The sequence below is a fragment of the Rhodococcus sp. FH8 genome, assembly GCF_019266085.1.
Taxonomy (GTDB): Bacteria; Actinomycetota; Actinomycetes; order Mycobacteriales; family Mycobacteriaceae; genus Rhodococcus_F; species Rhodococcus_F qingshengii.
Map to the genome: position 1 here is coordinate 202,621 of NZ_LPNQ01000073.1, position 23,735 is coordinate 226,355.

25 protein-coding genes are annotated in these 23,735 nt (G+C 61.4%); 17 read left to right on the forward strand and 8 right to left on the reverse strand.

What is annotated here, in order from left to right; genetic code table 11:
- Positions 1 to 7 precede the first annotated feature (7 nt).
- The 4 genes from ATN38_RS19430 (at position 8) to ATN38_RS19445 (ending at position 2,792) form a co-directional block, all read left to right on the forward strand.
- On the forward strand, positions 8 to 358 hold the full coding sequence (locus ATN38_RS19430) for a multidrug efflux SMR transporter (RefSeq protein WP_218748395.1): 351 nt from the start codon (positions 8 to 10) through the stop codon (positions 356 to 358).
- A complete protein-coding gene (locus tag ATN38_RS19435) occupies positions 355 to 681 on the forward strand; it encodes a multidrug efflux SMR transporter (RefSeq protein WP_218748396.1) in 327 nt (108 codons plus the stop codon). Before ATN38_RS19430 ends, ATN38_RS19435 begins: the two co-directional genes overlap by 4 nt.
- Positions 682 to 736: 55 nt before the next feature.
- Entirely contained in the window at positions 737 to 1,573 is an 837-nt protein-coding gene (locus ATN38_RS19440; RefSeq protein WP_007734963.1) for an AraC family transcriptional regulator, read from the forward strand.
- Positions 1,574 to 1,715: 142 nt separating this feature from the next.
- Complete coding sequence (locus ATN38_RS19445) at positions 1,716 to 2,792, forward strand: ABC transporter substrate-binding protein (RefSeq protein ID WP_308256329.1); 1,077 nt, start codon at positions 1,716 to 1,718, stop codon at positions 2,790 to 2,792.
- A 17-nt stretch (positions 2,793 to 2,809) separates the two neighbouring features.
- Here ATN38_RS19445 and ATN38_RS19450 read toward each other — a convergent pair whose 3' ends face one another.
- Both ATN38_RS19450 and ATN38_RS32895 read right to left on the reverse strand, forming a co-directional pair.
- The gene (locus ATN38_RS19450; RefSeq protein WP_232330026.1) at positions 2,810 to 3,136 is read right to left on the reverse strand and encodes a GNAT family N-acetyltransferase; all 327 of its coding nucleotides are present in this window, start codon (positions 3,134 to 3,136) and stop codon (positions 2,810 to 2,812) included.
- A complete protein-coding gene (locus tag ATN38_RS32895) occupies positions 3,133 to 3,375 on the reverse strand; it encodes a GNAT family N-acetyltransferase (protein ID WP_256932006.1) in 243 nt (80 codons plus the stop codon). Before ATN38_RS32895 ends, ATN38_RS19450 begins: the two co-directional genes overlap by 4 nt.
- Before the next feature lie 188 nt (positions 3,376 to 3,563).
- On the opposite strand from ATN38_RS32895, the gene ATN38_RS19455 reads away from it, so the two are divergent.
- Together ATN38_RS19455 and ATN38_RS19460 are read left to right on the forward strand one after the other, a co-directional pair.
- Positions 3,564 to 3,962: a hypothetical protein gene (locus ATN38_RS19455; protein WP_007734954.1), complete on the forward strand. Its 399-nt coding sequence runs from the start codon at positions 3,564 to 3,566 to the stop codon at positions 3,960 to 3,962.
- Positions 3,963 to 4,037: 75 nt separating this feature from the next.
- Positions 4,038 to 5,483 carry a hypothetical protein gene (locus ATN38_RS19460; protein ID WP_218748397.1) on the forward strand — a complete coding sequence of 482 codons (1,446 nt, stop codon included), beginning with the start codon at positions 4,038 to 4,040 and terminating at the stop codon, positions 5,481 to 5,483.
- On the opposite strand, the gene ATN38_RS19465 is transcribed toward ATN38_RS19460, so the two are convergent.
- Together ATN38_RS19465 and ATN38_RS32900 are read right to left on the reverse strand one after the other, a co-directional pair.
- The gene (locus tag ATN38_RS19465) at positions 5,461 to 5,838 is read right to left on the reverse strand and encodes an SHOCT domain-containing protein (protein ID WP_003942794.1); all 378 of its coding nucleotides are present in this window, start codon (positions 5,836 to 5,838) and stop codon (positions 5,461 to 5,463) included. The two genes, ATN38_RS19460 and ATN38_RS19465, sit on opposite strands and share 23 nt — an antisense overlap.
- A 133-nt stretch (positions 5,839 to 5,971) precedes the next feature.
- Positions 5,972 to 6,223 carry a three-helix bundle dimerization domain-containing protein gene (locus ATN38_RS32900; RefSeq protein ID WP_007734945.1) on the reverse strand — a complete coding sequence of 84 codons (252 nt, stop codon included), beginning with the start codon at positions 6,221 to 6,223 and terminating at the stop codon, positions 5,972 to 5,974.
- A 191-nt stretch (positions 6,224 to 6,414) separates the two neighbouring features.
- On the opposite strand from ATN38_RS32900, the gene ppk2 reads away from it, so the two are divergent.
- The 4 genes from ppk2 to ATN38_RS19485 are packed head-to-tail and all read left to right on the forward strand — an operon-like array spanning position 6,415 to position 12,740.
- Positions 6,415 to 7,245: a polyphosphate kinase 2 gene (gene ppk2, locus ATN38_RS19470; protein WP_228402274.1), complete on the forward strand. Its 831-nt coding sequence runs from the start codon at positions 6,415 to 6,417 to the stop codon at positions 7,243 to 7,245.
- Between the two features lie 27 nt (positions 7,246 to 7,272).
- Positions 7,273 to 10,014, forward strand: coding sequence for a cation-translocating P-type ATPase (locus tag ATN38_RS19475; protein ID WP_218748398.1), 2,742 nt, complete (start codon positions 7,273 to 7,275; stop codon positions 10,012 to 10,014).
- Between the two features lie 17 nt (positions 10,015 to 10,031).
- Positions 10,032 to 11,726, forward strand: coding sequence for a SulP family inorganic anion transporter (locus ATN38_RS19480; RefSeq protein ID WP_003942720.1), 1,695 nt, complete (start codon positions 10,032 to 10,034; stop codon positions 11,724 to 11,726).
- A 48-nt stretch (positions 11,727 to 11,774) separates the two neighbouring features.
- Positions 11,775 to 12,740 (forward strand): endonuclease/exonuclease/phosphatase family protein, encoded by a 966-nt coding sequence (locus ATN38_RS19485; protein ID WP_218748399.1) that lies wholly within the window; start codon positions 11,775 to 11,777, stop codon positions 12,738 to 12,740.
- 36 nt (positions 12,741 to 12,776) lie between these two features.
- On the opposite strand, the gene ATN38_RS32905 is transcribed toward ATN38_RS19485, so the two are convergent.
- Together ATN38_RS32905 and ATN38_RS32910 are read right to left on the reverse strand one after the other, a co-directional pair.
- Positions 12,777 to 13,382 (reverse strand): Lrp/AsnC family transcriptional regulator, encoded by a 606-nt coding sequence (locus ATN38_RS32905; protein WP_256931976.1) that lies wholly within the window; start codon positions 13,380 to 13,382, stop codon positions 12,777 to 12,779.
- Positions 13,383 to 13,418: 36 nt separating this feature from the next.
- A complete protein-coding gene (locus tag ATN38_RS32910) occupies positions 13,419 to 13,775 on the reverse strand; it encodes an AsnC family transcriptional regulator (RefSeq protein WP_308256337.1) in 357 nt (118 codons plus the stop codon).
- 214 nt (positions 13,776 to 13,989) lie between these two features.
- Here ATN38_RS32910 and ATN38_RS19495 point away from each other — a divergent pair, with 214 nt between their 5' ends.
- The 7 genes from ATN38_RS19495 (at position 13,990) to ATN38_RS19525 (ending at position 22,310) form a co-directional block, all read left to right on the forward strand.
- Entirely contained in the window at positions 13,990 to 15,255 is a 1,266-nt protein-coding gene (locus tag ATN38_RS19495; protein WP_252194383.1) for a DUF3100 domain-containing protein, read from the forward strand.
- Between the two features lie 52 nt (positions 15,256 to 15,307).
- A complete protein-coding gene (locus tag ATN38_RS19500; protein WP_218748400.1) occupies positions 15,308 to 16,522 on the forward strand; it encodes an amidohydrolase in 1,215 nt (404 codons plus the stop codon).
- Entirely contained in the window at positions 16,519 to 17,877 is a 1,359-nt protein-coding gene (locus ATN38_RS19505; RefSeq protein ID WP_218748401.1) for an L-serine ammonia-lyase, read from the forward strand. The genes ATN38_RS19500 and ATN38_RS19505 overlap by 4 nt, the downstream gene beginning before the upstream one ends.
- 126 nt (positions 17,878 to 18,003) lie before the next feature.
- Positions 18,004 to 18,909 carry a hypothetical protein gene (locus tag ATN38_RS19510; protein ID WP_230691733.1) on the forward strand — a complete coding sequence of 302 codons (906 nt, stop codon included), beginning with the start codon at positions 18,004 to 18,006 and terminating at the stop codon, positions 18,907 to 18,909.
- A 126-nt stretch (positions 18,910 to 19,035) separates the two neighbouring features.
- The gene (locus tag ATN38_RS19515) at positions 19,036 to 20,181 is read left to right on the forward strand and encodes a serine hydrolase (protein WP_218748402.1); all 1,146 of its coding nucleotides are present in this window, start codon (positions 19,036 to 19,038) and stop codon (positions 20,179 to 20,181) included.
- 305 nt (positions 20,182 to 20,486) lie between these two features.
- Entirely contained in the window at positions 20,487 to 21,173 is a 687-nt protein-coding gene (locus ATN38_RS19520) for a TetR/AcrR family transcriptional regulator C-terminal domain-containing protein (protein ID WP_047271478.1), read from the forward strand.
- A 9-nt stretch (positions 21,174 to 21,182) separates the two neighbouring features.
- Positions 21,183 to 22,310: an NAD(P)/FAD-dependent oxidoreductase gene (locus tag ATN38_RS19525; protein WP_058226314.1), complete on the forward strand. Its 1,128-nt coding sequence runs from the start codon at positions 21,183 to 21,185 to the stop codon at positions 22,308 to 22,310.
- A 20-nt stretch (positions 22,311 to 22,330) separates the two neighbouring features.
- Here ATN38_RS19525 and ATN38_RS19530 read toward each other — a convergent pair whose 3' ends face one another.
- The gene (locus ATN38_RS19530) at positions 22,331 to 22,933 is read right to left on the reverse strand and encodes a methyltransferase domain-containing protein (protein ID WP_052417002.1); all 603 of its coding nucleotides are present in this window, start codon (positions 22,931 to 22,933) and stop codon (positions 22,331 to 22,333) included.
- The gene (locus ATN38_RS19535) at positions 22,933 to 23,676 is read right to left on the reverse strand and encodes a GntR family transcriptional regulator (RefSeq protein WP_042450792.1); all 744 of its coding nucleotides are present in this window, start codon (positions 23,674 to 23,676) and stop codon (positions 22,933 to 22,935) included. The genes ATN38_RS19530 and ATN38_RS19535 overlap by 1 nt, the downstream gene beginning before the upstream one ends.
- Positions 23,677 to 23,735 lie beyond the last annotated feature (59 nt).

Sequence of the window (23,735 nt, forward strand, 5' to 3'; positions counted from 1 at the left end):
CCCAACCGTGAAGAAATGGCTGTTGTTGATCACCGCGATCCTCACCGAGGTGTCTGCGACGCTGTCGTTGCGCGCCGCCCTCGATCACCCGGCTTGGTACATCGTGGTCGTCGGCGGATATCTCGCAGCATTCACCGCCTTGTCGTTCGTCCTGCGGGAGGGCATGGGACTCGGTGTTGCATACGGAATCTGGGGCGCAACCGGAGTTGTCCTGACCGCAGTATTCGCAACTTTCCTTTTCGGAGATCCTCTGACGGCCACCATGGGCGTCGGGATTGCACTGGTCATCGGCGGAGTGCTGTGCGTCGAACTCGGTTCCCAGGTTGGTGCCGACAGCGGGCCGGTGGACCCGGCATGACCTTCGTATTTCTGATCGCTGCAATTATTTCCGAGGTCACCGCGACGTTGTCACTACGGATGGCGTCGCAGGACGGCAGCGACAAACGATGGCTCGCGATTGTCACCGTGGGGTATCTCGCCGCTTTCGCCTTCCTGACCCTTGCGCTCGACGCGGGCCTCACCATCGGCGTCGCCTACGGAATCTGGACCGCATGCGGAGTGGCGTTGACGGCAATCGCATCCCGTATTCTCTTTCGCGAACCGCTGACCAGGCTCATGATGGTCGGGATCGGCCTCATCGCGGCAGGCGTGCTTCTCATCGAACTCGGTGCGAGTCACTGATCGCTGCCCACATCAGTGTAAGGTTTACCTAACTTTGCTCTGGAGGTAGTCCACGGTGCTGATCCCTGCCCTTCGTGAAATCGACGACGGTCCACAGCTGGACGACGATTCCCACTTACGGGAATCCGACCGCCACACTCCGATGGCGCGCGCCGTCCCGGCGCCGTTCCAACTCACGACGTACATCGTCGAGACCGACCACATCACCCGGTGGCCAGAGCACGCTCACATCGAGCACGAACTGATCTGGTCCGACCGCGGTGTCGTCAACATGATCATCGACAATCAACTCTGGACCGTCACGCCCGGCGTCGGCCTGTGGATCCCCCGCGGGGTCCTCCACGAAGGTCAGGCAAATCCCCACGTCGCATTCCGCGCCACGCTCTTCACCCCCGAGCTGTGGACCCCCGCCTGGAACGAACCGTGCATCGTGACACTGAGTGAGGCAGCCCGGGCACTGCTGATACACCTCGCCCACACCGGAATGCCTGCAGAACAACGCCTTCGGGCACAGCAGGTTTGTGTCGATCTCCTCACGCCGGCATCAGCACCTCACTTCGACGTACCGATCCCCCGAGATCCGCGGCTACGGATGCTCGTCGACAAAGTGCTGTCGGATCCCGCCGACGATCGATCACTCGATCAGTGGGCTCACGTTCTCAATCTCAGCCGACGTACGGTCACCCGGATTTTTGCCGCGGAACTCGCCTTGAGCTTTGCGCAGTGGCGCACTCTGGTTCGTATGAGCACGGCCCTCGGCATGCTCGGGACCGGAATGAGTGTGAACGCCGTCAGCCGCCGTGTCGGTTACGGGACGTCGAGTTCCTTCATCGCCGCTTTTCGCAAGACGGTCGGCTACACCCCCGGTAATGCGCTCGCCGCTGTCAACTGACTCGAGCCTGACCTGTTGTCGACATCGGCTGGCCCCTTCGCTACACGCACGCGCCCTACATTCACTTAGGTAAGCCTGCTCTCATGCGCGTACTGCGCTGAGTCGTGCAAGCACTTCCCTGATCAATCCCGAGGAGTTTCGCGTGTTCAGATCTGCCCGTCAGAGAATTCGTCCCCAGCGGAAGCGACGAATCGTTGTTGCGCTCATGCTGGCGGCGGCACTGCCTCTGACCGCCTGCACACAGTCGTCATCGGACGCCCAGGAAAACAATTCATCGGCATCCGCCGTCGAGGACGGCGCCTATCCCGTGACGATCAAGCACGCTTTCGGCGGGACCACCATCGACAAGGAGCCGACACGGATCCTCACCCTCGATTCCGCAGCGGCAGACACGGTCATCGCCCTGGGTGTCACTCCGATCGCGATGCAGAAGGACTCTTGGGCCGGCGACGCCGACGGGTTCCTGCCGTGGACCCGCGCCGAACTCGAAAAGTCGGGCCAGACGCTGCCCACGCCTGCGCCGTACTACTCCGACAGCGGCGAGCTACTGTTCGAGCAGATTCTCAATGCCGCGCCTGATCTGATTCTTGCCCCGTACTCGGGCTTCTCCGAGCAGGATTACCATCGCCTGAGCTCGATCGCCCCGACCCTCCCGTACGACACCAAGCCGTATCAGCCCAGCTCGTGGCAAAACCTCGCCACCGATGTCGGCAAGGCACTCGGGCGTCCCGCTCAAACCGCGGCGCTGATCAAGTCGGTTGAGGAATCGGTCCAGGAATCGAAGGCGAGTCATCCCGAATTCAACGGAGTCACTTTCGCCTTCGGTTCCTACATCCGTGAAGGAGAAACCGAAACCGCCATCTACGGTCCGGACGATCCGCGCGTCAAGTTTGTCGAAAACCTCGGGCTCACAGTCGCTCCCGACGTGGTGAACGGCGCCAAGAACTTTGCCGGCGACTCGTTCCTTTTCGGCATCAGTATGGAAAAGCTCGACACGATCGACACCGACGTGTATCTCGGTTGGGCAAGCGATCAGTCGGAAGTCGACAGCACATTGGCCAACACTCTGTTCTCGCGGTGGCCGGTCATCGCCAACGGCAAGGACCTGTGGATCACCGACAATCGCCTGACTGCAGCGACAATGTACGTCAGCCTTCTGAGTGTTCCGTGGGCGACCGACGAACTCGTGCCACAGTTGACCGAACTGGTCGCAAAATAGCAGCCCGCTCGGTCTGATCAAGCAACTGAAGGCCACTCACCGCGAAGTGTCGCGAAAACCACGGTGTCGGTCCACTCGTTCTTGATCCACGCGTTCTGCCGAAAATGTCCCTCTCGCCTCATACCGATCCGCTGCGCGAGTCGCGCCGAGGATTCGTTTCTCGAATCCATTCGCGCGACCACGCGGCGCAATCGGGGTGTCGCGAACGCGAGGTCGATCAGAGCGGTCACTGCTTCCGTCGCGAATCCTCGGCCGCCGAACTCGGGCGAAAATGCCCACCCGAGTTCGGCGGTGTGCTCGACTTCGGCTGTGCAATCAGATTCTTCGACTCGCCAAGCACTCACGCTTCCGACAACCCGGCCCCGTACTCGACAACAAGTGCCACCGCGCCCGATGCCAGGTCGCGGCGAGACATTCTGGTCTGCACGGCCTCCCGAGCCTCCGCGAGACTCCAGGGTTCGTTGAGCAAATATCGGCATACGTCGCTGCGCCCGTAGAAGGTGAGAAGATCCCGGTGATCGCCTGGGCGGTAGGTACGGAGCACCAGCCGGTCCGTCCGGATCACACCCGGTGCAGGCCTCATCGCCACACCTACGTCCCCATATCCATGCCGTCACGGTAGGTTCTTTCGGATTCGTAGGCGAATGAATATCGCAATGCTGTGCAGCGCTCAATGTTTGATTTGCCCTCCGACGGGCTACTTCACCACCGTAAAAGGTCGGGACAGGGAAATATGCCAGGCTATTTCGCGCTTGAAATCTAGGGGCGGTCATGTCCGAGGATTCACTGGTAAAGCAGGGTGTGGCAAAAGGAAGCGCGCTGGGCGGAGCCGTTCTCCTCATCACAGTCGGCGTGCTCGAAATCCTCCAAGGCATCTCGGCGATATCGGAGGACGACGTGACAGTCGTCGGCCCGGAATACACGTACCAATTCGACCTCACTTCGTGGGGATGGATCCACCTCGTACTCGGTGTGCTCGTCACCGCTGTCGGAATCATGCTCTTCACCGGCGCGACGTGGGCACGGGTAGGCGCGATAGTCATCTGTTCTCTGTCGATCCTCGCGAATTTCCTGTGGCTACCCCACTCGCCGTGGTGGTCGATCATCATCATCGCGCTCGACGTATTCGTCATCTGGGCCGTCGCGACCTGGAATCCCGAGGTCATCTGAGGTCACCCGCCGAATCATCTTCGCAGTTCAGCATTTCAACTGTGCGCCAGTAGTTTCCGTCCCGGGAGGACCATCATGGCAAACGGCACGAGCGACGGACCACTCCAGGAGGACGAACGTGCCGAACTAGCCCGGTTGCGCGAAGAGGTAGCAACACTTCGCGAGCAGACTCCCAGCGCCCGCGAAACGACCGTCGAGAAAGTCTCCCGACCACCTCGACATGGGCTGCGGTGGACCGCGGTGACAATCCTGCTGGTGCTGGTCGCACTGCTCGCAGTCTTGTCGGTAACCACCCGCTTCGTACGTAGTCAGATCCTCGACACGGACCGCTACGTCAGCACGGTAGCGCCACTGGGTGAGAATCCAGCCGTGCAAGCGGAGATCACGAATCAAGTCACGGACGAGATCTTCGATCGCGTCGACGTCGAAGGGCTCACCACCGAGGCACTCACGGCATTGACGGATGTGTCGAATCTCGAAGCCAACGCGCCTCGCGTGGACCAGGCGTTGGTGGGTTTGGCACCGGTGATCGCCGGCCAGGCGAAGAGTTTCGTCCACGACACAGTGGCCTCGCTCGTTCGGACGCAGCAGTTCGAAGACCTTTGGATTCAGGCGAACCGAGCGGCGCACAACTCCCTCGTCGCCGTCATGACCGGAAACTACGGACCCGACTCGGTCGAGGTCGACCAGAGCGGAACGGTCAGCATTTCACTGAGCACGATCATCGACCGGGTGAAAACGGCGCTGACCGAACGCGGCTTCGCTTTCGCAGACAAAATCCCGTCCGTGGACAAGGAGTTTGTTCTCTTCCAGTCCCCCGAGCTGGTGAAGGCGCAGCGAGCCGTCTCGGCACTCGACAAGGTCTCGGCGGTGCTGCCGTGGTTGGGAATTGCTTGCGCAGCAGCCGCTGTCGCCGTTGCGCCAACCGGTCGCAGGCTTCGTACGCTGTCCCTGGTCGGTCTGTCGATTGCGTTGGGAATGCTTGTTCTTGCGATCGGAATTCTGATCGGGCGCGCAATCTACCTCGACAGTGTCCCTACCGATATCCTCTCGCCAGACGCCGCCACCGCTGTCATCGACACAGTTCTGGTTCCGCTTCGGACGAGCCTTCGCGCGGTTGCGGTCCTCGGTGTGGTGGTGGGGCTCGGCGCCTACCTGATCGGTGGGTCGTCGTCGGCGATCGCCGTTCGTCGAGGCTACGGGCAGGCGTTGGACTTCGTCCGGCATTCTGCAAGCGGCCGAACGCCGAATCAGGTGGAGCGGTGGGCCAATCAGCTTCGTGTCCCACTGCGCTGTGCCATCATCGGCATCGCCGCCCTGTTGCTGCTCTTCTGGCGCTACCCCACCGGATTGGTCGTTGGTTGGATCGTTGTCATTGCGCTCGTTGCTCTCGTCGCACTGGAAGTATTGGTTCGTCCCGCACGCGCCGCCGCGCAGGACGCCGGGCCTGACGACGGCGGAACCGACGACGCCAGGCCCGGGGCAGAAGATACGAAAACTACGCCAGCGCCTTTGCCTTGATGGCCTGGAATTCCTCTTCGTTGATCGCGCCTGAGTCGAGAAGCTCTCTGGCGTCGGCGATCTGCTGAGTCGGCGATTTCCCGGCGACCTTTCGAATGTAATCACTCTGCGCGTGTATGTGCTGTTGAGCGGCTTCCATCGACCGCCTCGTCATTCCGTCATTCTTGACGACCACGTAGATCATCGCGGACAGGAATGGAATGACGAAGAGGAATATCATCCACAACGCCTTGGCCCAGCCCGAAGTCTCGTGATCACGGAACAAGTCGGTGATGATCGAGAACAACACGCTCAAGTACGCCACAAAGGCAAAGCAGACGAAGATGAACCAGAAGAATTCCCAGAAGCCTTCCATGTCAACGCTCCCTGTACTCGGTTTTACACATCAGGAGGTCGGGAGGCTGACGTTCCGCGCCTGAGCTCCTGCATTCGGCCAGAACTCCCTGGTCCAAGGTCATTTCAGTATGCGCCGACGATCCCCGTTCCGGCTACAGCTCGAGAGAGTTCAGACTCGCCGACCGCTCATCCATTATCGGAATCACGATTCTCCGATCCGAGATCTCTTGTCTGGCCGCTTTTTCGACCAGAAGAGGCACGAAGTCGCGGATCCGACATCCCGCAAAACGCTGGTGAATTGTTCGCACTCTGTTTTCGATCTCCGGTGGAGGAACGGCGGGATAGCGGGAAATCAGGCGAGTGATCACCCGCTCGACGTGGAGCAACTCTTCGTCGCCAGTCATCCATTAATGGTCGTCCGTCCAGCCGAGCACGTCAAGACTCGGAAAGGGTTCGAAAACAACACGATTCGGGTCTCGATTGCGAAGAGAATAGGTTCACCGAATATGGGGCATACACATAAGGGCGGACGGTTCCCCGCGCGCTCGCGTTGCGCTCATGATGCCAGGGAGTGGAAGTGGGAAAGAACGCTCGGATTCTTCACGACGACACCCCGTCGACCCTTACCGACGACGCGCCGCCCGTGGCAGAAAAGCCGATGAAGAACAAGGTGTACCGCCGCAAACTCAAGCCGTTGCACGGCGAACTCGTGGCTTTGCAGGAGTGGGTCAAATCGTCTGGAGCCAAGGTCTGCATCGTATTCGAAGGTCGAGATACCGCGGGGAAGGGCGGTGTCATCAAAGCCATCACCGAGCGAGTGAGTCCGCGAGTGTTCCGGGTCGTTGCGTTACCCGCCCCGACCGAGCGAGAGCATTCGCAGATGTATGTCCAGCGCTACGTCCCGCATCTTCCGGCTGCCGGTGAGATCGTCATCTTCGACCGAAGTTGGTACAACCGTGCCGGTGTAGAACGAGTAATGGGCTTTTGCACCGAAGAACAAGCACATCAATTTCTCCAGCTCATTCCGACCGTCGAACGCGCGATCGTCGAATCGGGAGTCATTCTGCTCAAGTACTGGCTCGAGGTCAGCGAAGAACAGCAGCTCTTACGTCTGCAGAGCCGGATCGACGACCCTCGAAAGATCTGGAAGCTGTCGAATCTCGATCTGAAGTCGTTCAGTCATTGGTACGACTACTCGCGTGCCCGCGACGAGATGTTTCGCTTCACCGACACCGGCTGGGCGCCATGGTATGTCGCAAACAACAATGACAAGAAACGCGGACGACTCAACATCATCAGCCACATTCTGAGTCAGATCCCCTACGAGCCCGTGCAATCCACGGACATCACCCTGCCGAAACGGCAGAAGGCTCACGGCTACCAGACGCCCAAACAACCGCTGCACTGGATTCCGACCCGGTATTGACGATCGCCAAGGAAAGGATGTGCGGTCATGAGCCCCACGCCGTGGCATGCGCAGAGTGGCGAATCAGTCGTGTCCGTACTGCAGTCGGACCCGGAGCGCGGACTGCAGTCGGATGAGGCCGACCAACGGCGACGACGCTACGGGTCGAACGAAATCACCTCGACGCCACCGCAGTCGACGTGGTCGATCGCGCTGTTGCAGCTGAAAGATCCGATGAACTTGATGCTCGTCGCCGTGGCCGCGGTCAGCATCGCCATCGGTGAAGTGCCGACAGCAATCGTGGTGGCGGTGCTCGTCGTGCTCAACATCGTCCTCGGAACTCGACAGGAGTTGAAGGCACGGGCGAGCGTCGACGCCCTCGCCAAGATGCAGACGCCCCAAGCACGGGTCATTCGTGACGGGAACCTGATTCAACTCGACGCTACCGAACTGGTGCCGGGTGACATCGTCCAAGTCGAGGCAGGAGACATCATCGCTGCCGACGGACGGTTGCTCGCCACCACCACCCTGGAGACGCAGGAAGCCGCATTGACCGGGGAAAGCGCGCCGATACCGAAGGACCCGAATACGCTGAACAACGAGGATATTCCGCTCGGAGACCGCAGCAATCTGGTCTTCCAGAACACCTCGGTCACCCGCGGCACGGCGACCATGGTGGTCACCGAGACCGGGATGCAGACGCAGATAGGCCAGATCGCGTCGATGTTGTCGGCGGTCGCCCCTGGCAAGTCGCCACTTCAACGTGAATTGGACTCTCTCACCAAACTTCTCGGAATCATCGCGTGGACGGCAGTGATCGTCATCGTCGTCATCGGGCTCCTTCGTGGGCAGGACCTGACTACGCTTCTGCTCCTTGGTATCGCAATGGGAGTGTCCGCGATTCCGACCGGCCTGCCAACATTCGTCCAGGCGATGCTGGCCTACGGTGCCCGTCAACTGGCCGACGCCAAGGCCGTCGTGAAGAACCTGACCGACGTCGAAACACTCGGCGCGACCAGTGCAATCAACTCGGACAAGACCGGCACGCTGACCATGAACCAGATGACCGTCCGATCGCTGTACGTCCACGGCCGTTGGTACACGGTCGAGGGCGAAGGCTATGCCAAAGCGGGAAGGATCACGCAGGTTGCCGGCGAGGCGCCGCCCGACTTCACCCTTCTCGCATACGGACTGTGTCTCGACAGCGATGCAACGGTTTCCGATTCCGGGGAAGTTGTCGGCGACCCGACCGAGGCCGCGCTCGTGGTGCTCGCGGCAAAGATCGGTGCCGACGCCCCACTGACCAGACGGACCTACCCGCGGGTGGCGACGGTTCCGTTCGATTCCGCGTACAAGTTCATGGCCACGTACCACCACCTCGAAGTCGACGGCGTAAGTCAGTTCGTCGGATTGGTCAAAGGCGGACCCGATGTCGTCCTCGCTCGGTGTTCTTCGGCCTTTCTCCCCGGCCGTCGGCAGGTCCCGATCGAGGAAGTCCGAGACGAACTCACGGCAGCAAATCAGTCCATGTCCGAAAAGGGTCTTCGGGTGCTGGCATTCGCGGTCAGACGCCTCGACGGACGGGAAGACGCTGTCGTGGCCGACCCCATGTCCTTTGTCGAGGACCTGACGTTTGTCGGTATGGCAGGCATCATCGACCCGCTGCGTCCGGAGGCGGTCGATTCGGTGCGAACCGCACACCGGGCCGGCATCGAGGTCCGCATGATCACCGGGGACCATGCCATCACCGCCGCAGCGATCGGTGCCGAACTCGGACTCGGCCCGGGCTCGGTGGGCGGCGGCGAGTTGCAAGCGATGACCGATGAAGAACTGTCGACCGCGTTGCCGAACCTGCACGTGTTCGGCCGCGTCACTCCGCAGGACAAACTTCGCTTGGTCGATGTCATGCAGAGCGGTGGCGCCGTCGTCGCGATGACCGGAGACGCGGTCAACGACGCCGCCGCGTTGAAGAAGGCAGACATCGGCGTCGCCATGGGCTCGGGCAGTGAGGTGACCAAACAGGCGGGCAAGATGGTGCTCACCGACGACAACTTCGGTACCCTCATCACCGCGATCACTTTGGGCCGCAACATCTACGGAAAAATCGTCTCATACATCCGGTACCAGATGTCGAAACTCTTCTCCTTGGTTCTCCTCTTCCTCGCTGCGAGCATCTTCAACATCAACGAGGGTGTGGCACTGACGCCACTGATGGTGCTGTTCCAGCACTTCTTCATCACACTGTTCCCCGTCGCCGTGATCATGCTCGACCCGCCGCCACCGGATCTGATGAACAAGCCTCCGCGCGATCCCAAGATGCCGATCGCACATCGAAGCGCAGTCGCTCAGTGGCTCGCGTACGGTGTCCTGCAATTTGCCGTGACACTCGCGGCGATGCTTCTCGCACCCGGTGAAATGAGTACTTCCGAGGCGAATGTTCCCATGACCACAGCATTCGTAGTGCTCTCTCTCGGTTCGATTCTCGCGGGGCTGACTATGCGGCGTGATCCCGAGTCCGGCGTGGTTCCACCGGTGCTCGGTGCCATCAAGATCTTGACGATCCCCACGTTCGTGACCGTATTCGCCGTCGAGGCGGGCGTCCTCCAGGACCTCCTCATGACAACCTCACTGACCGGCGCCCAGTGGCTCGCCTGCCTGGGTTGGTCGCTGATCATCCCGGTTGTCGTCGAGTTGGACAAGGCAATTCGACGCCGCCGCCTCGCACAGGCACCTGCGCCCCTCCCTGCGACCACCGCGGTTGCCCCCGAGCGCGCCCGTTCGCTCCACTGAGGGAGGACAATCAAACGATGATGTGGGCGGAGAGTCTAGGTCGGCTACCGGGCGTCGCGACTGCCCGTGGGTATCGCCGCGAGTGGTTGCGAACAGACGTCACTGCCGGACTCGTCTTGACTGCCCTGCTCATCCCGGCAGGCATGGGCTACGCCGAGGCCGCCGGGTTGCCTGCGTACGCCGGGCTGTACGCCACCATCGTGCCTTTGCTCGCGTACGCGGTAGTCGGGCCCTCGAAAATCCTTGTACTCGGACCTGATTCGTCACTGGCGCCGCTGATTGCCGCCGCGGTCATACCGCTGGCAGTGGTCGGCGATTCGGAGAATGCGCTTGCACTAGCCGGTGTTCTCGCCATTCTTGTCGGACTCATCCTCGTGATCGGCGGATTCCTTCGTCTCGGCTTCGTGACCGAACTCCTCTCGAAACCGATCCGCCTCGGCTACCTCAACGCCATTGCACTCGTCGTCGTAGTTGGTCAGATTCCCAAGCTGCTCGGATTCTCCGTCGACGCGTCCGGTCTACTCGGTGAAATCGGCGGGATCTCAAAGGCCCTGGTGGGTGGCGACGTCGACCCCCTCGCTGCCGCCATCGGTGTCGGTTCGCTAGTCGTCATAGTCGCCTTCCGGCTCTGGGTACCTGTTGTTCCCGGCGTTCTGGTGGCCGTTGTCGCGGCCATAGTCTTGTCCGCTGCCGCCGGTCTCACCGATGACATCGGCATGGTCGGCGCACTGCCGGAAGGACTCCCCCTCCCTTCCGTCGGTGGAGTCACGTGGCAGGACGTCGGCCATCTGATCGGGCCCGCCGCCGGTATCGCATTGATTGCCTTCGCCGACACCGGCGTTCTCTCGCGCACCTTCGCCGCCCGCCACGGCGAGGACGTGAACGGCAGTACCGAAATGAAGGCGATCGGTGTCGCGAACGTGGCCGGCGGGCTGTTCGGCGGGTTCCCGATCTCGGCGAGCGGGTCACGAACTCCGGTAGCCGAACAGAGTGGGGCGCACACACAATTGGCCGGCGTCGTCGGGGCGCTCGCGGTCCTGGTGTTCGTCCTCGTCGCTCCCGGACTCACGGCATATCTGCCCGATGCAACACTGGCCGCCGTCGTCATCGTCGCCGCGTGTGCACTGATCGACGTGGGCGGCATGGTCCGCATGTGGCGCATGAGCACCGTGGAATTCGGCCTCGCCGTCGCGGCGTTTCTGGGCGTCGCCCTGGTCGGTGTGCTACAAGGCATCCTTGTTGCGATCGGACTGTCCTTCGCAGCGGTCATCGCGCAGGTATGGCAGCCACATCGAACCGAACTCGTCGAGACGGGCGAACCCGCCGGATTCCACGACATCGAACGCCATCCAGATGGGCATCGCATCCCCGGCCTGGTGTTGGTGAGGTTTGACGCGCCACTGTTTTTCGCGAACGGCGAGATCTTCGACGAGTACGTTCGCTCCGTCGTCGCCAAGGCGCCAGATCCGGTCGACTGGGTGGTTATAGCCGCCGAACCGATCACCGGACTCGACACAACGGCAGTCGACGAACTCGTCGATCTGGATACATTCCTCGAAGGCAAAGGAATTCGGTTGGCATTCGCAGAGATGAAAGGTCCGATCAAGGATCGACTCATCCGATTCGGAGTCGGGGATCGATTCGATTCGACGCACTTCTACCCGACCGTCGAAGCCGCCGTGAACGCATTCCGCACCCGAACCGGCGACTGACAAACGCCAGGCAGTCGGGAGCCGTGGCTGCATTGGGTACCGTTTGGTATGGGATTCACGACGGACAATGTTCCGGCACGCCGTATCGCTCAGGTCGCCGGCGTGGGCGGTATCGCCGTCGGCGTTGTCTCGCTGATCGCGTTGTACTCCACCAAGCCGATCAACCCGTTGATCGCCGTGGCCTCCTTCGTCCCGATACTGCTTGCGGTCACACTCGCAGCGTCCCTGATATGCCTGATCTTTCGCCGCTGGATCCTGCTGGCGATCTCGGTGGTACTGATTGCGGTGGGCGCGTCGGTGATCAGTCCACTGTATGTGGCAAACAGTTCCGAAATCGACGGGCCGACTCTGCGCGTAATGCAAGCAAACCTTCTCTTCGGGCAGGCAGATCCCGCCAGTTTGACTGCGACGGTGCGCGAGAAGGCAGTCGACGTCCTGACGGTTCAGGAACTGACCACATCACTCGAAGGCTCTCTCAGAGATCAAGGACTCGAGCAACTGCTGCCGCATCACTACTTGGTACCGGACGAGGCCGGCGGGGGTGGCGCCGGTATTTACAGCCGTTATCCGCTGACGGACACTCGGGAATTGAACGGATTCGGACCGACCAATCTTGTTGCCGAAGTCGGCTTCTCGACTCCGTTCACCCTTCTGGCGGTTCACCCCGGACCGGCGTACGTGACCCCGCCCGACGTGTGGACTGCCGAGCTGAGCACTTTGCGAAACGCGCTCGACGCTGCTGCCGCCGAGGAAACCGTCATCGTCAGTGGCGACTTCAACACCACATTCACGCACAAGCAATTCCGTGACCTCCTCGATGTCGGCTACTCCGATGCCGCAGACCAATTGGGAGTAGGCATCGTGCGCACCTATCCGGCGGACAAGAAATTTCCCGCGATCGTCGGCATCGACCATGTACTTCTGCGGGGCGGACAGGCGAAGTCACTCGAGCGGATCGAGATCGAAGGTTCCGATCACTTCGGCTTGATCGTCGACGTGGCGATCCCCAACTAGTCGGAGAGCACCCGACCCGAGCGAACGAGTTGCGGATCACCCGTGCTTCGGCATGCTTCGACCCGACACATCGATCGTCCGATGCAGGTGATGCGGCGTACGCAGGACGATCGACCGGTCCACCACGGATACGCCCGGAAACTGCTCGGCGAGATAACCTTCCAGACGCTGCACGTCGTCGATCGAGCGCAGCCACACCGCCAATGCGATGTCGTAGCTGCCGATCGTAGAAGCAACAAGCCTCGCCTCACGCAGGTGCGAAAGACGCTGAGCAATTGCCTCCTTTCGCCCGTCGAGACGTAAGAAGTACCAGGCGTAGACCGGCCAGCCGGAGTAGGGCCGAGCAATCTCCGTGCGGACGACCAGTCGCCCCGTCGACAGCTCGTGAGAAAGGAGCGCCCCAGCGCGAGCCGGCGTGACTCCGAGGGCCGCAGCGAGTGCCGAGACGGTGACACGTGGTTCGCGAGAAAGAATGTCGAACAGCTGCGACTGTTCCTCTTCGCCGGCGCGTACACCACGAATCTTTCCCGCCGGGGCCGACTCGAGCGCGGCAATTTCTTCCGCATCGAGAGCACGTAGACGCCAGTTCCTCGCGTCGGAGTTCGCCGAGGACACGATCTGAGTTCGCATCGCGGTGATCATCGGCAGGGATTGTGTTCGCTCCAACACGTACCTGGACTATTGATCGAGGTCAGTGCAGGTGAGCGTGACGAGCAGATCCCGATTGCCGGTTGTGAGATCGACTGTGAGAACTTCGGGATCGTGCGCGATCTGTTCGGCAACGCTCATGGTCTGTGCCGGTGCGCATTCGATCTCGAGAAGTGCGGTCGCCGACACGATGGGTCCACCACGGTACGCAGCGATCCACGCTATTCCTTGCGAGTGCAGACGCTCCCAACGCCTGGTCAGGGTGACCGGGTCGGAACCGATCGCGCGTGAAAGCTCGGACCACGACGCTCGCGGCCTGATCTGCAGTGCGTTCAACAGCCGAAGATCGTCGTCCTTGAGCATCTGATCCTGCACCGAGGACCTCACTTTCAAAAGAATGCTGCACTGAAACAGGATCGAAACGCGTCGATCCTAACTTCATCACATCAATAGTCCACCAAATCCTGAGCCTCGAGAACCCTTACTTCTTGCGTTCGTTCGCCCCCTCGAGAAAGACACCGACATGACCGAAGCATTCCCTGTCTCGCATGACGATTCCCCAGTCAGCGATCAAAACGCGACGCAAAAAGTCGTTTTCGCCATGCAGACGCCACGCCTGTGGATCGTGGTGACTTTGCTCCTCGGGCTTGCGGCAGGCGCGCAACTGATCGGCCCCGCAGTGATTCCCGTCGGCGCTGCCGCCATCACGATCCTGCCCATGGTGTGGGGACTGATTGCCGGCGGTGTCGTCTCGAGCCAGAAGTGGAAACCACTCGGCCTCGACCTTCAGGCTGCGGCCTCGGCAATCATGGGCCTGGCTGTTCTCTTGCTTTGTGCAAGGTTGTCTTTCACCATCGGCCCGAACATCCAATTGTTGTTCGAGGCGGGCCCCGCACTGCTACTGCAGGAATTGGGGCACTTGTTCGGCACTATCGCTCTCGCACTCCCGCTGGCGGTACTCCTTCGGATGGGGCCGGCCACCGTCGGAGCAACCTTCTCCATCGACCGCGAGGGTTCCTTCGCGATGGTCAGCGAACGCTACGGCCCCGATTCCGACCAGTACCGTGGAGTCCTGTCGATGTACGTCTTCGGCACTCTGTTCGGTGCCGTGCTGATCAGCCTGATTGCGTCACTGGCTACATCCTTCAACATCTTCGACCCCCTCGCATTGGCGATGGGTGCCGGCGTCGGATCCGGCTCGATGATGGCTGCCGCTGCCGCCAGCGTCGTTTCGGCGCACCCCGAGATGGCCGACCAGGTACTCGCCGTGGCGGCCACATCCAACATCATCACCGGCCTCCTCGGCGTGTATGTCGGCATGTATGTCGCACTCCCCCTTGCTGATCGAATCTATGGCGCACTCACCAAGCGCTCGAAGACGACCAGCGAACGGAAAGCCGACACTGCCCCACGAGCGGTTGCGCCGAGCGTCACCGTGCCGCTGACCACGATCGTTCCGATTCTGTTCGTCGGTGGGGTCATCGTCTCCTCGATCGCAGCGGGTGGCGTATCTCGATCGATCATCGTCGGTTACTTGATCCTCACCGGATTGTTGCTCCTGGGCGTCGGCGTGGCCCGCCTGACCCGCGGCAAGATCGCGGCGATGATCGCAATCATCACCATCGGCGCCTTGGCGACAACACCGTGGTCCCCCATCGGTGATTTCGTCTCGAGCACCGTCGGGACTGTCGACTTTCTCTCGATCTGCACCCTCACCTTGACTGTCGCAGGTCTCAGCCTCGGCAAGGACCTTCCCTTGCTCAAGACGATCGGCTGGAAGATCGTGCCCGTCGGAATCGTCGCGATCCTCGCCTCTTACCTACTTTCCGTGGTCGTCGCGGAGTTCGCGCTGGGCCTCTGGCACTAGAACTGCACCCGAAAACGCTGAGAACCAAAGATGTTGAAAGGAACCAATACCCATGTCCATCGCTGACACCCGCACCCGCACAGACTCGGTTTCGAGCACGATCGAGAAGTGGGCATCACGCCTCATCGATGTCAGCCACACGATCCATGCTCACCCAGAGCTGGCATTCGAAGAGCATCGGGCATCCGCCCTCTTGGCGGACGCCGCACAGGAAGCCGGCTTCACGGTTACTCGCGCCGCCTACGGCCTCGAGACGGCATTCGAAGCGGTGCGGGGCTCCGGCCCCTTCCGCGTCGTCGTCTGCGCCGAGTACGACGCCCTTCCCGACATCGGTCATGCGTGTGGACACAATGTCATCGCCGCTGCCGGACTGGGAGCAGCGATCGCGCTCGGAGAGGTCGCGGAGGAACACGGTCTGACCGTCGTCCTTCTCGGTACGCCGGCCGAAGAACATGGCGGCGGGAAAGTCTTGCTGCTCGAACGTGGCGCATGGGAGGGCGCGGCGATGTCGATCATGGTCCACGGCGCTGCAGGTGAAGACGTCAGCTGCACCGTCACCGGAACGCAGGCAGTCGACCGGTTCGACGTGACCTACACCGGAAGAGCCGCACACGCGGCCGCTGCGCCACACAAGGGCATCAACGCAGGTGACGCCGCCACGATCGCCTTGGTCGCCATCGGACTTCTCCGTCAACAACTTCCTTCCGACGTCAGGCTCAACGCCTATGTCGAGCACGGCGGCGAAGCAACAAACATCATTCCGGCCTCGACATTGGTGCGAGCGGAAGTTCGGGCCGCAGAACTCGACGTGCTGTTGGACGCCAAGCGTCGTATGCTCGCCTGCTTCGAGGGCGCAGCTGTGGCCAGCGACTGCTCCTGGTCGACTGAACGCGCCGAACCGCGCTACGAGGAGCTTGTTCAACATCGCGTGCTGGCGACGATCTGGGACGAGGAGATCGCGAGCCTGGGCCGCACCGCGGCCGCCCGAACTCCCCTGACCGGCGGCTCGACAGACATGGGCAACGTGTCGAAGGTGGTTCCCTCGATCCACCCGATGATCGCGTTACGCGGCGTTACCGGAGTTCCTCACACGATCGAGTTTGCCGCTGATGCCCGCTCCGCAGCGGGCGACGAAGCTGTTCTGCACGGAGCAATTGCAATGGCGCGCACTGTGATCCGAGCCGCCACCGGAGACTCGCGCTCCAACCTCCTGACGATTGCGGCCCAGCGCGAGTCAGGAGCGACTACCGTCACGAGCGCCGAATGAGCACCACCGGCGTCTATGTTTCCGCGCTCGAATTCTTCTCCATCGGCATCGGGCCCTCCAGTTCACACACGGTCGGTCCGATGCGAGCCGCCCGCACTTTTGTCGGCGAGCTCTCCGACGCCGGCTTGACCGCGTCGGTCGACCGAATTCGCTGCAATCTGCACGGCTCTCTCGCCGCCACCGGAATAGGGCACTGCACTCCCGACGCGGTGATCGCGGGACTTCGTGGGTTGGATCCTGAAACGTGCGAGCCGAACGACGTTCACGGGCGTTGGGCCGAGCTCTCGGACGGCGGATCGGTGAAGCTCGTCGGCGGCTCACTCGGGCACGTTGTGTTCACTCACGAGGACATGGTGTTCGAGCCGCTCGTTCGCCGTCACGGGCACCCCAACTCGATGACACTGACCGCCTTCAGCGGTCGCGAAATCGTCTGTACGAGTACATATCTGTCGATCGGTGGCGGATTCGTACTGCGTGCCGGAACGGAGACGCAAGCAAGCGCGCATTCGATCAACTCACGCTATCGAACCGCGAAAGAGCTACTGGCGGAATGCGGCTCCGGAACTATCGCCGAACTGGCACTGTCGGACGAAATCGCGATACACGGCCAGGATCGGGCATTCACCGGCATCGACGCGATCTGGTCCGCGATGCGCGCATGCATCGAACGCGGCACCCAGACCGAAGGTGTATTGCCCGGGCGTCTCGGAGTTCGCCGAAGAGCACGGTCTGCGAACATTCAACTGGAACAACGTAACTGCGCACCCTCCTCACGCGAGTGGCTGACCGTCTACGCCATGGCGGTCAACGAAGAAAATGCAGCAGGTGGCCGCGTGGTAACGGCTCCGACGAACGGTGCCGCAGGCATCGTGCCGGCAGTGCTATACCACCACATACGTGCGGCGGGCGCCGGTGTTCACGACGTTCGAACCTTTCTCCTCACCGCTGCCGCAATCGGATCGATCATCAAGGCGATTGCCTCGATCTCGGGCGCGGAGGCGGGGTGCCAAGGCGAGGTCGGAGCTGCCTGCGCGATGGCGGCAGCCGGCTTGTGCGCTGTCATGGGCGGATCGCCACGACAAATCGAGAATGCAGCTGAGATTGCCATGGAACACCATCTGGGGCTGACCTGCGATCCGGTTGGTGGCCTGGTCCAAATCCCATGCATCGAACGAAATGCCGTAGCCGCCTCGACTGCAGTCACCGCAGCTCAGCTCGCATACCTCGGCGACGGGACGCATGTGGTGAGCCTCGATACCGTCATCGAAACCATGCGCCAAACCGGAAACGACATGTCCGTGCGTTACAAGGAAACCAGTGAAGGCGGGCTCGCCGTCAATGTCGTCGAGTGCTGAGGAGGATGTCGACGGCAGCGGCGAGGGCGGGCGGACGCCGTCGCCGGAAATATCATCCTCTCGAACGATGAAGTCCGGTGTACCGATTTCTACACTCGGTGACATGACTTTGTGGACGGTGACCAGATGATCGCTCATCACGCTGGAGGAATCCCACTGCACAATTCTTCACGGCACAACACTGCGGGGCCGTCGCGCTCGACGCAGTCCTCAGGTCGCAAGATCGCCGCGTTGATCGCGCTGGTCGCCGGTTTCTCCGCTGCCTTCGTTCTCGCCCCGGGCATGCTGACGAGTAGGCCGGGTGATGGGTACGCAGACCAGGGAGAACTCGTCGAGACGGTCCGCGCCGCGTTCGTCGAATACTGGAGTTCCGGTGTCCAAGCCTTCTCGCCGAGCTTGGAGTCCGCTGTCGACTACTGGCTGCGGTACCACGTGGCCAAGGCCGTGATCGCGGTAATCCTGCTGACGGTTCTGCTCGCACTCGGCCGGATGCTCAAGGCGTCGTTCGTGAACGCCGGCCCTCTGACGGCTGGAAAGAAACTCGCATTCGTCTCGGCGGGAGGGCTGGTCACGCTCCTCGCGATGTTTTCCTCGGTACTCGTGATGGCAAATATCCAAGGTGTCGTTGCACCCTTCTCTTCGCTGATCTCGATGTTGCCCGTGGCCCAGGCGGATGGGGCACCTGGCGACACTGTCGGGCAGGTCCGCCAACAGCTCGCTCAGTCGACGGGCACCGGAAACCAGCAAAGCCCTGTCCTCGAACTGATGATCAGCGACTTCGCGCGGTATCACTTGGCCATGGCGGTGATCGCGCTGATCGCGGCAGCAATATCACTGATCGTGACTGTGGTCGTGTGGGCACGCTTCGCGAGAACGGCGCGATCCGAGCGACGGACGAGATTCGTGTCGGGGTCGATCGGTCTTCTCGCTGCACTGTTCACGCTGGGATTGATCGTTGTCGGCGTAGCAAATATGGGCACCGCGGCAGACCCGGCACCCGCGCTGGCGGCGTTCTTCAACGGCGGACTCTGACCCAAGTCAAGGGTTCAGGCCAGGGTTCCGTAGTCCCCCGGTACCGGTTGAGGAGGTACCTGGGGACTGCGTCTGCCGTACCCGGGGTCGATGTGTGAGTGCCCTCGGGCAGGCAGAGTTCGACTCATGAAAACCGGAGCAAGACGCATCCTGCTTGTCGGCCTGTGCAGCGCCATGGTTGGAGCTGTAATCAGCTGCAGCACGGACAAATCCACAGACACATCCGACAAGATGATGGACTCGACCATCACCGACCAGCTCGATTCGATCGTCGACGCAGCGGTGAATTCGACCGGGATTCCCGGTGCGATGGTGGGCATTTGGGGGCCCGACGGCAACTACGTCAAGGTTGCAGGAGTCTCGGATACGGCAACCAAAGCGCCGATGGAAACCGACTTCTACCACCGGATCGGTAGCGTCACCAAAACATTTACCGTGACCGCCCTGCTGCAATTGGTCGACGAGGGAAAGATCGGTCTCGATGATCCGATCTCCAAGTACGTCGACGGCGTCATGGAAGGCGATGCGATCAGCCTGCGCCAGCTGGCGGGGATGCGCAGCGGCCTCGTGGCCTACACGACGTCCGAACAGTTTGTCATGGATGTTCTTTCCGACCCTCGCCGATCATTCACATCCGAAGAGCTCTTCGGATACGTCAAGGACCTCCCACTCCAAATTCGACCAGGAACCACTGTCGACTACTCGAATACCAACACCCTTCTGCTCGGCATGGTCATCGAGAAGGTCACCGGCTCAACACTGTCGGACGTCATCGACACCAAGATCACCACACCACTCGGAATGGAGCACACCAGCTTTCCCACCACCAACGCGTTCCCGAACCCCCACGCACAGGGATACACCAACCAAACACTCGACGAATCCGTGACCGCAGCAACGGACTGGAACCCGTCGTGGGGAGGCGCCGCGGGCGCAATGATCTCGTCGTTGGACGACATGCGCATCTGGGTTCCGGCCTTGGCCAAGGGCGATCTCCTCGCCGACGACACTCAGAAGCAGCGCCTGCACACCGAGCCCCTGGGCGAAGGGGACGACAACTCCGGGTACGGACTCGGATTGTTCAACAGCGGCGGCTGGATCGGTCACAACGGAAGCCTGCCCGGCTACAAAACAGTCTCGGTCTACCTGCCCGAGAAGGACACCACCCTGGTCGTCTTCATCAACACCGACATCGACGGAGAGACCGACCTGACCAGCGCTTTGATGGTGCCGATCACCAAGTTGATCAGCCCGGGCAACGTCTACGGCTGATCACCTCGGGTCCGATCGACAATTCGGACGAAAGTGACATCTCGGGTTTCGATCTGTCGATAGGCTCGACCGTCGACAGATCGAAACCCGAAAGAGGCACTCATGGGATCGTTGAACGACTGGCTTCTCGACAGCGACAGCCCGCTCGCGGGGATTGTGGGTGGCATCCTACTGACGATCGCAATGCTCTCCGGCGGTTCAGGCATGTAACCCACCGCTCCCGATATGGCTCCGCACAGGGTGGACGTTCAGTGCGTGATCTAACGAACATGTTCGTTACGAACATGTTCGTGTACGGTGAAATCATGCCCACTCAGCCAACAGGTACGTCGAGCCGTCGCAATCGTCCGGCCAAACCCGCTCTGACACGCGAGGGCATCGTCAGTACCGCGGTGGAAATCTTGCGGTCGGAGGGCTTGCAGAAATTGACGATGCGTCGACTCGCCCTCGAACTCGACACCGGGCCGGCATCGATGTATGTGTACGTGCGCAACACAGTCGAACTGCATGCCGCGGTTCTCGACGAACTCCTCGGAGTCGTGGACCTCGCCGAAAATTCCTCCGGCACTTGGCAAGCTCGCCTTGAACGGGTGTTGACCTCGTACACGGCCGTGCTGTTCGATCATCCCGGTCTCGCCCAGTCGGCTCTCGTTTCCCGGCCCAGCGGAGTTCACTACGTGCGTCTGCTCGAGCGCCTGCTGGCATTGCTCGACGAAGGCGAAGTCCCTCCAGGTCAGGCCGCGTGGGGCGTGGACTTGCTACTGCAGTACGCGACGTCCACTGCCGCCGAACACTCTGCGCCGAACAATTCCGCCGACGCGGATGCCCGATGGAGCGCGTTGACCGACGCAATCCAGAACGCAAACCCGCAGACGCACCCACTCGTCGCAGGCCATGCAACAGCTCTACTTGCCGGTGAACCCTCGGCGCGCCTCTCCTGGGGATTCCGCACGCTCATCACGGGCATCGAGAACACCCCACTCACTTCTTAGGAACCCACCATGAACCACTACCCCATCGCAATCATCGGCGCCGGCCTCGGTGGCCTCACCCTCGCCCGAGTCCTCCATCTCCGCGGAATCGATTCGGCGGTATTCGATCTCGAATCCGGACCGACAGCCAGAACTCAAGGCGGGATGCTCGACATCCACGAAGACTCGGGTCAGATCGCGCTTCGTGCCGCCGGCCTCTATGAGGAGTTCCGCGCCCTCGTTCATCAAGGCGGGGAAGAGACACGCGTCCTCGATCGAAATGCCGTCGTGCACCTGAGCGAGCAGGACACCGGAGACGGCGACCGCCCGGAAATCGACCGCGGCCAGCTGCGTGACCTACTGCTCAGCTCAATTCCGAAGGAAACAATCCACTGGGGAGCCAAGGTCCGCAGTGCTCATCCGTTGCCGGATGGTCGACACGAAGTTCACCTCGCGGATGGAACCCACTTCACCACCGATCTCCTGGTCGGCGCCGACGGTGCGTGGTCGAAAATCCGTCCATTGGTTTCAAACGACACTCCTGCGTACACCGGAATATCTTTCGTGGAGTTCGACCTTCACGACGCCGACAACCAGCACGTGGATGCCGCTGAAACCGTCGGCGGCGGAATGATGTTCGCACTCAGTGCCGACAAGGGCTTCCTTGCCCACCGTGAGACCGACAACAGTCTGCACATCTATGCCGCCCTGCGAGTTCCCGAGAGCTGGGCAGCGAGTGTCGACTTCTCCGACGATCACATCGCGAAGAAGGTTCTGCTGGAACACTTCTCGGACTGGGACGAGTCACTGCGTTCACTGATCGTCGAAGCCGACAGCTCGCTGACCCCTCGCCCCATCCATGCCCTTCCCATCGGCCACAGTTGGAGCCGTACTCCCGGGGTCACTCTGCTCGGGGACGCGGCACACGTTATGTCGCCGTTTGCCGGAGAGGGTGCGAACCTGGCAATGCTCGACGGCGCGGAACTCGGCCAGGCGATCGCTTCGCACAGCAGCACGGAGGAAGGGCTAGCTGTCTACGAAGAGCGACTCTTCCCACGCAGCGCCGCGGCGGCACAACAGTCCGCTGATGGACTGGACATGTGCTTCGGCGAGAACGCACCCCAGGGGCTCGTGGACATGTTCACCTCACTCCCGTGACCGGAGCCGTTGCCTGATTGTCAGTTCGCCCGTGCAATGACATGCAACCAATCGGCAGTGGGACCGACCACGGCGTCGATTGACAAAGTTTCCCACCCGCTTCTGCCGAGCACCTGACGAAGTTGGTCCTCCTGCCAAAATGTGAAGTGGCGCGGCAACCCCAATTTCGCTTTGCTCCAACTGGTTCCGTCGCCCCTCTTGACCGTGAACGCGAAAATTCCCTCTGCCCCGACTACACCTCGCGACTTTCTCGCGACGAATTCGAACTCGTCGCGTCGCAAATGAAGCAGGACTGCATTTGCCACCACGGCATCGTACGTTCCGTTGAACTGCCCAGTTCGCATGTCGAGAACCTCAGCTGTAAAACCCTCTGCCCTCATCATTTCCACGAAGGCGAGTGCGCCGTCAGTGCGCGCCACCGATACTCCGAGAGATTCGAGGTACTCGGCATCACGGCCGGGACCACTGCCGAGTTCCAGAATCGTCCCTCCGTCCACCAGCTTGGCGATCCGGGCAAGGTACCGGACCATCGCCTCCCCCATGACATACGGTCTAGCTGCATAAAGATTCGCACCGGCCTCATAACTCGCGAGTGTGATGTCGCCTGCGTCGTCCACGGCCATCACTCCCGCAACGTCGTCAAGAAGGCAATGCGGTCGCCGCGGTAGAGCGAGCGAACCCGCTCGATCGGCACACCCTCCGGATCGACGGAGGTCCGGTGCAGCAGAAGCATCGGCATCGAGGTCGTGGACTCGACGAGCGTTGCCTCCCGCGGTGACGCGAGCACCGTCTCGATCCGTTCGGTTGCGGAGGCGAAGACCACGCCGATGGAACGGATAGCCGCGTACAGCGACGTCGTCGCATCGAAAGCGTCGAGCATCTCACCGAACCTGCTGTCCGGCAGGAACGTTGATTCGAGTCCGATCTTCTCTCCGTCGGCGAAGAGAACACGCTCGAGATGAACGACGCTGTCACCTGGTTCGATACCCAATTCCGTGGCGAGACCGTCGTCGGCCGACATTCGTTCGAAGGTCACAACCTTACGACTGGGTACTCGCCCAGCGCTCAGAGCACCTTCGGTATAGGAACGAATCGATAGCGGCTGAACCAACTTCGGACTCGCGACGACAGTGCCCCGCCCCCGCCGCTCGATTCGCCCTTCGACAAGAAGATCTCGAAGCGCTTGACGGACCGTCTCGCGAGCGACTGTGAACCGCGCCGCCAATTCCCGCTCGGACGGGACTGCGTCGCCCTCCTCGAGCCCACTGAGAATGGTCTCGATCTCGGTGCGCACCCGGTAGTACTTCAACTCCGGTTCGATCACGACGCTCGAGGTCCCCGGCCCGGTGGACGTCTGCTGATTCATGGCGCAAGCGTACAAGAATTCGGTCTATACCAATTGTTAACCTGGAGTTCGTCTCAATT

Bases quoted from the DNA above. Each gene is read 5' to 3' on its own strand.
- ATN38_RS19435 (WP_218748396.1), top strand. From the start codon at position 355: ATGACCTTCGTATTTCTGATCGCTGCAATTATTTCCGAGGTCACCGCG.
- ATN38_RS32895 (WP_256932006.1), bottom strand. From the start codon at position 3,375: ATGAGGCCTGCACCGGGTGTGATCCGGACGGACCGGCTGGTGCTCCGT.
- ATN38_RS19455 (WP_007734954.1), top strand. From the start codon at position 3,564: ATGTCCGAGGATTCACTGGTAAAGCAGGGTGTGGCAAAAGGAAGCGCG.
- ATN38_RS19460 (WP_218748397.1), top strand. From the start codon at position 4,038: ATGGCAAACGGCACGAGCGACGGACCACTCCAGGAGGACGAACGTGCC.
- ATN38_RS19465 (WP_003942794.1), bottom strand. From the start codon at position 5,838: ATGGAAGGCTTCTGGGAATTCTTCTGGTTCATCTTCGTCTGCTTTGCC.
- ATN38_RS32900 (WP_007734945.1), bottom strand. From the start codon at position 6,223: ATGACTGGCGACGAAGAGTTGCTCCACGTCGAGCGGGTGATCACTCGC.
- ATN38_RS19475 (WP_218748398.1), top strand. From the start codon at position 7,273: ATGAGCCCCACGCCGTGGCATGCGCAGAGTGGCGAATCAGTCGTGTCC.
- ATN38_RS19480 (WP_003942720.1), top strand. From the start codon at position 10,032: ATGATGTGGGCGGAGAGTCTAGGTCGGCTACCGGGCGTCGCGACTGCC.
- ATN38_RS19485 (WP_218748399.1), top strand. From the start codon at position 11,775: ATGGGATTCACGACGGACAATGTTCCGGCACGCCGTATCGCTCAGGTC.
- ATN38_RS32905 (WP_256931976.1), bottom strand. From the start codon at position 13,382: ATGATCACCGCGATGCGAACTCAGATCGTGTCCTCGGCGAACTCCGAC.
- ATN38_RS19495 (WP_252194383.1), top strand. From the start codon at position 13,990: ATGCAGACGCCACGCCTGTGGATCGTGGTGACTTTGCTCCTCGGGCTT.
- ATN38_RS19500 (WP_218748400.1), top strand. From the start codon at position 15,308: ATGTCCATCGCTGACACCCGCACCCGCACAGACTCGGTTTCGAGCACG.
- ATN38_RS19505 (WP_218748401.1), top strand. From the start codon at position 16,519: ATGAGCACCACCGGCGTCTATGTTTCCGCGCTCGAATTCTTCTCCATC.
- ATN38_RS19510 (WP_230691733.1), top strand. From the start codon at position 18,004: ATGATCGCTCATCACGCTGGAGGAATCCCACTGCACAATTCTTCACGG.
- ATN38_RS19515 (WP_218748402.1), top strand. From the start codon at position 19,036: ATGAAAACCGGAGCAAGACGCATCCTGCTTGTCGGCCTGTGCAGCGCC.
- ATN38_RS19520 (WP_047271478.1), top strand. From the start codon at position 20,487: ATGCCCACTCAGCCAACAGGTACGTCGAGCCGTCGCAATCGTCCGGCC.
- ATN38_RS19525 (WP_058226314.1), top strand. From the start codon at position 21,183: ATGAACCACTACCCCATCGCAATCATCGGCGCCGGCCTCGGTGGCCTC.
- ATN38_RS19530 (WP_052417002.1), bottom strand. From the start codon at position 22,933: ATGGCCGTGGACGACGCAGGCGACATCACACTCGCGAGTTATGAGGCC.
- ATN38_RS19535 (WP_042450792.1), bottom strand. From the start codon at position 23,676: ATGAATCAGCAGACGTCCACCGGGCCGGGGACCTCGAGCGTCGTGATC.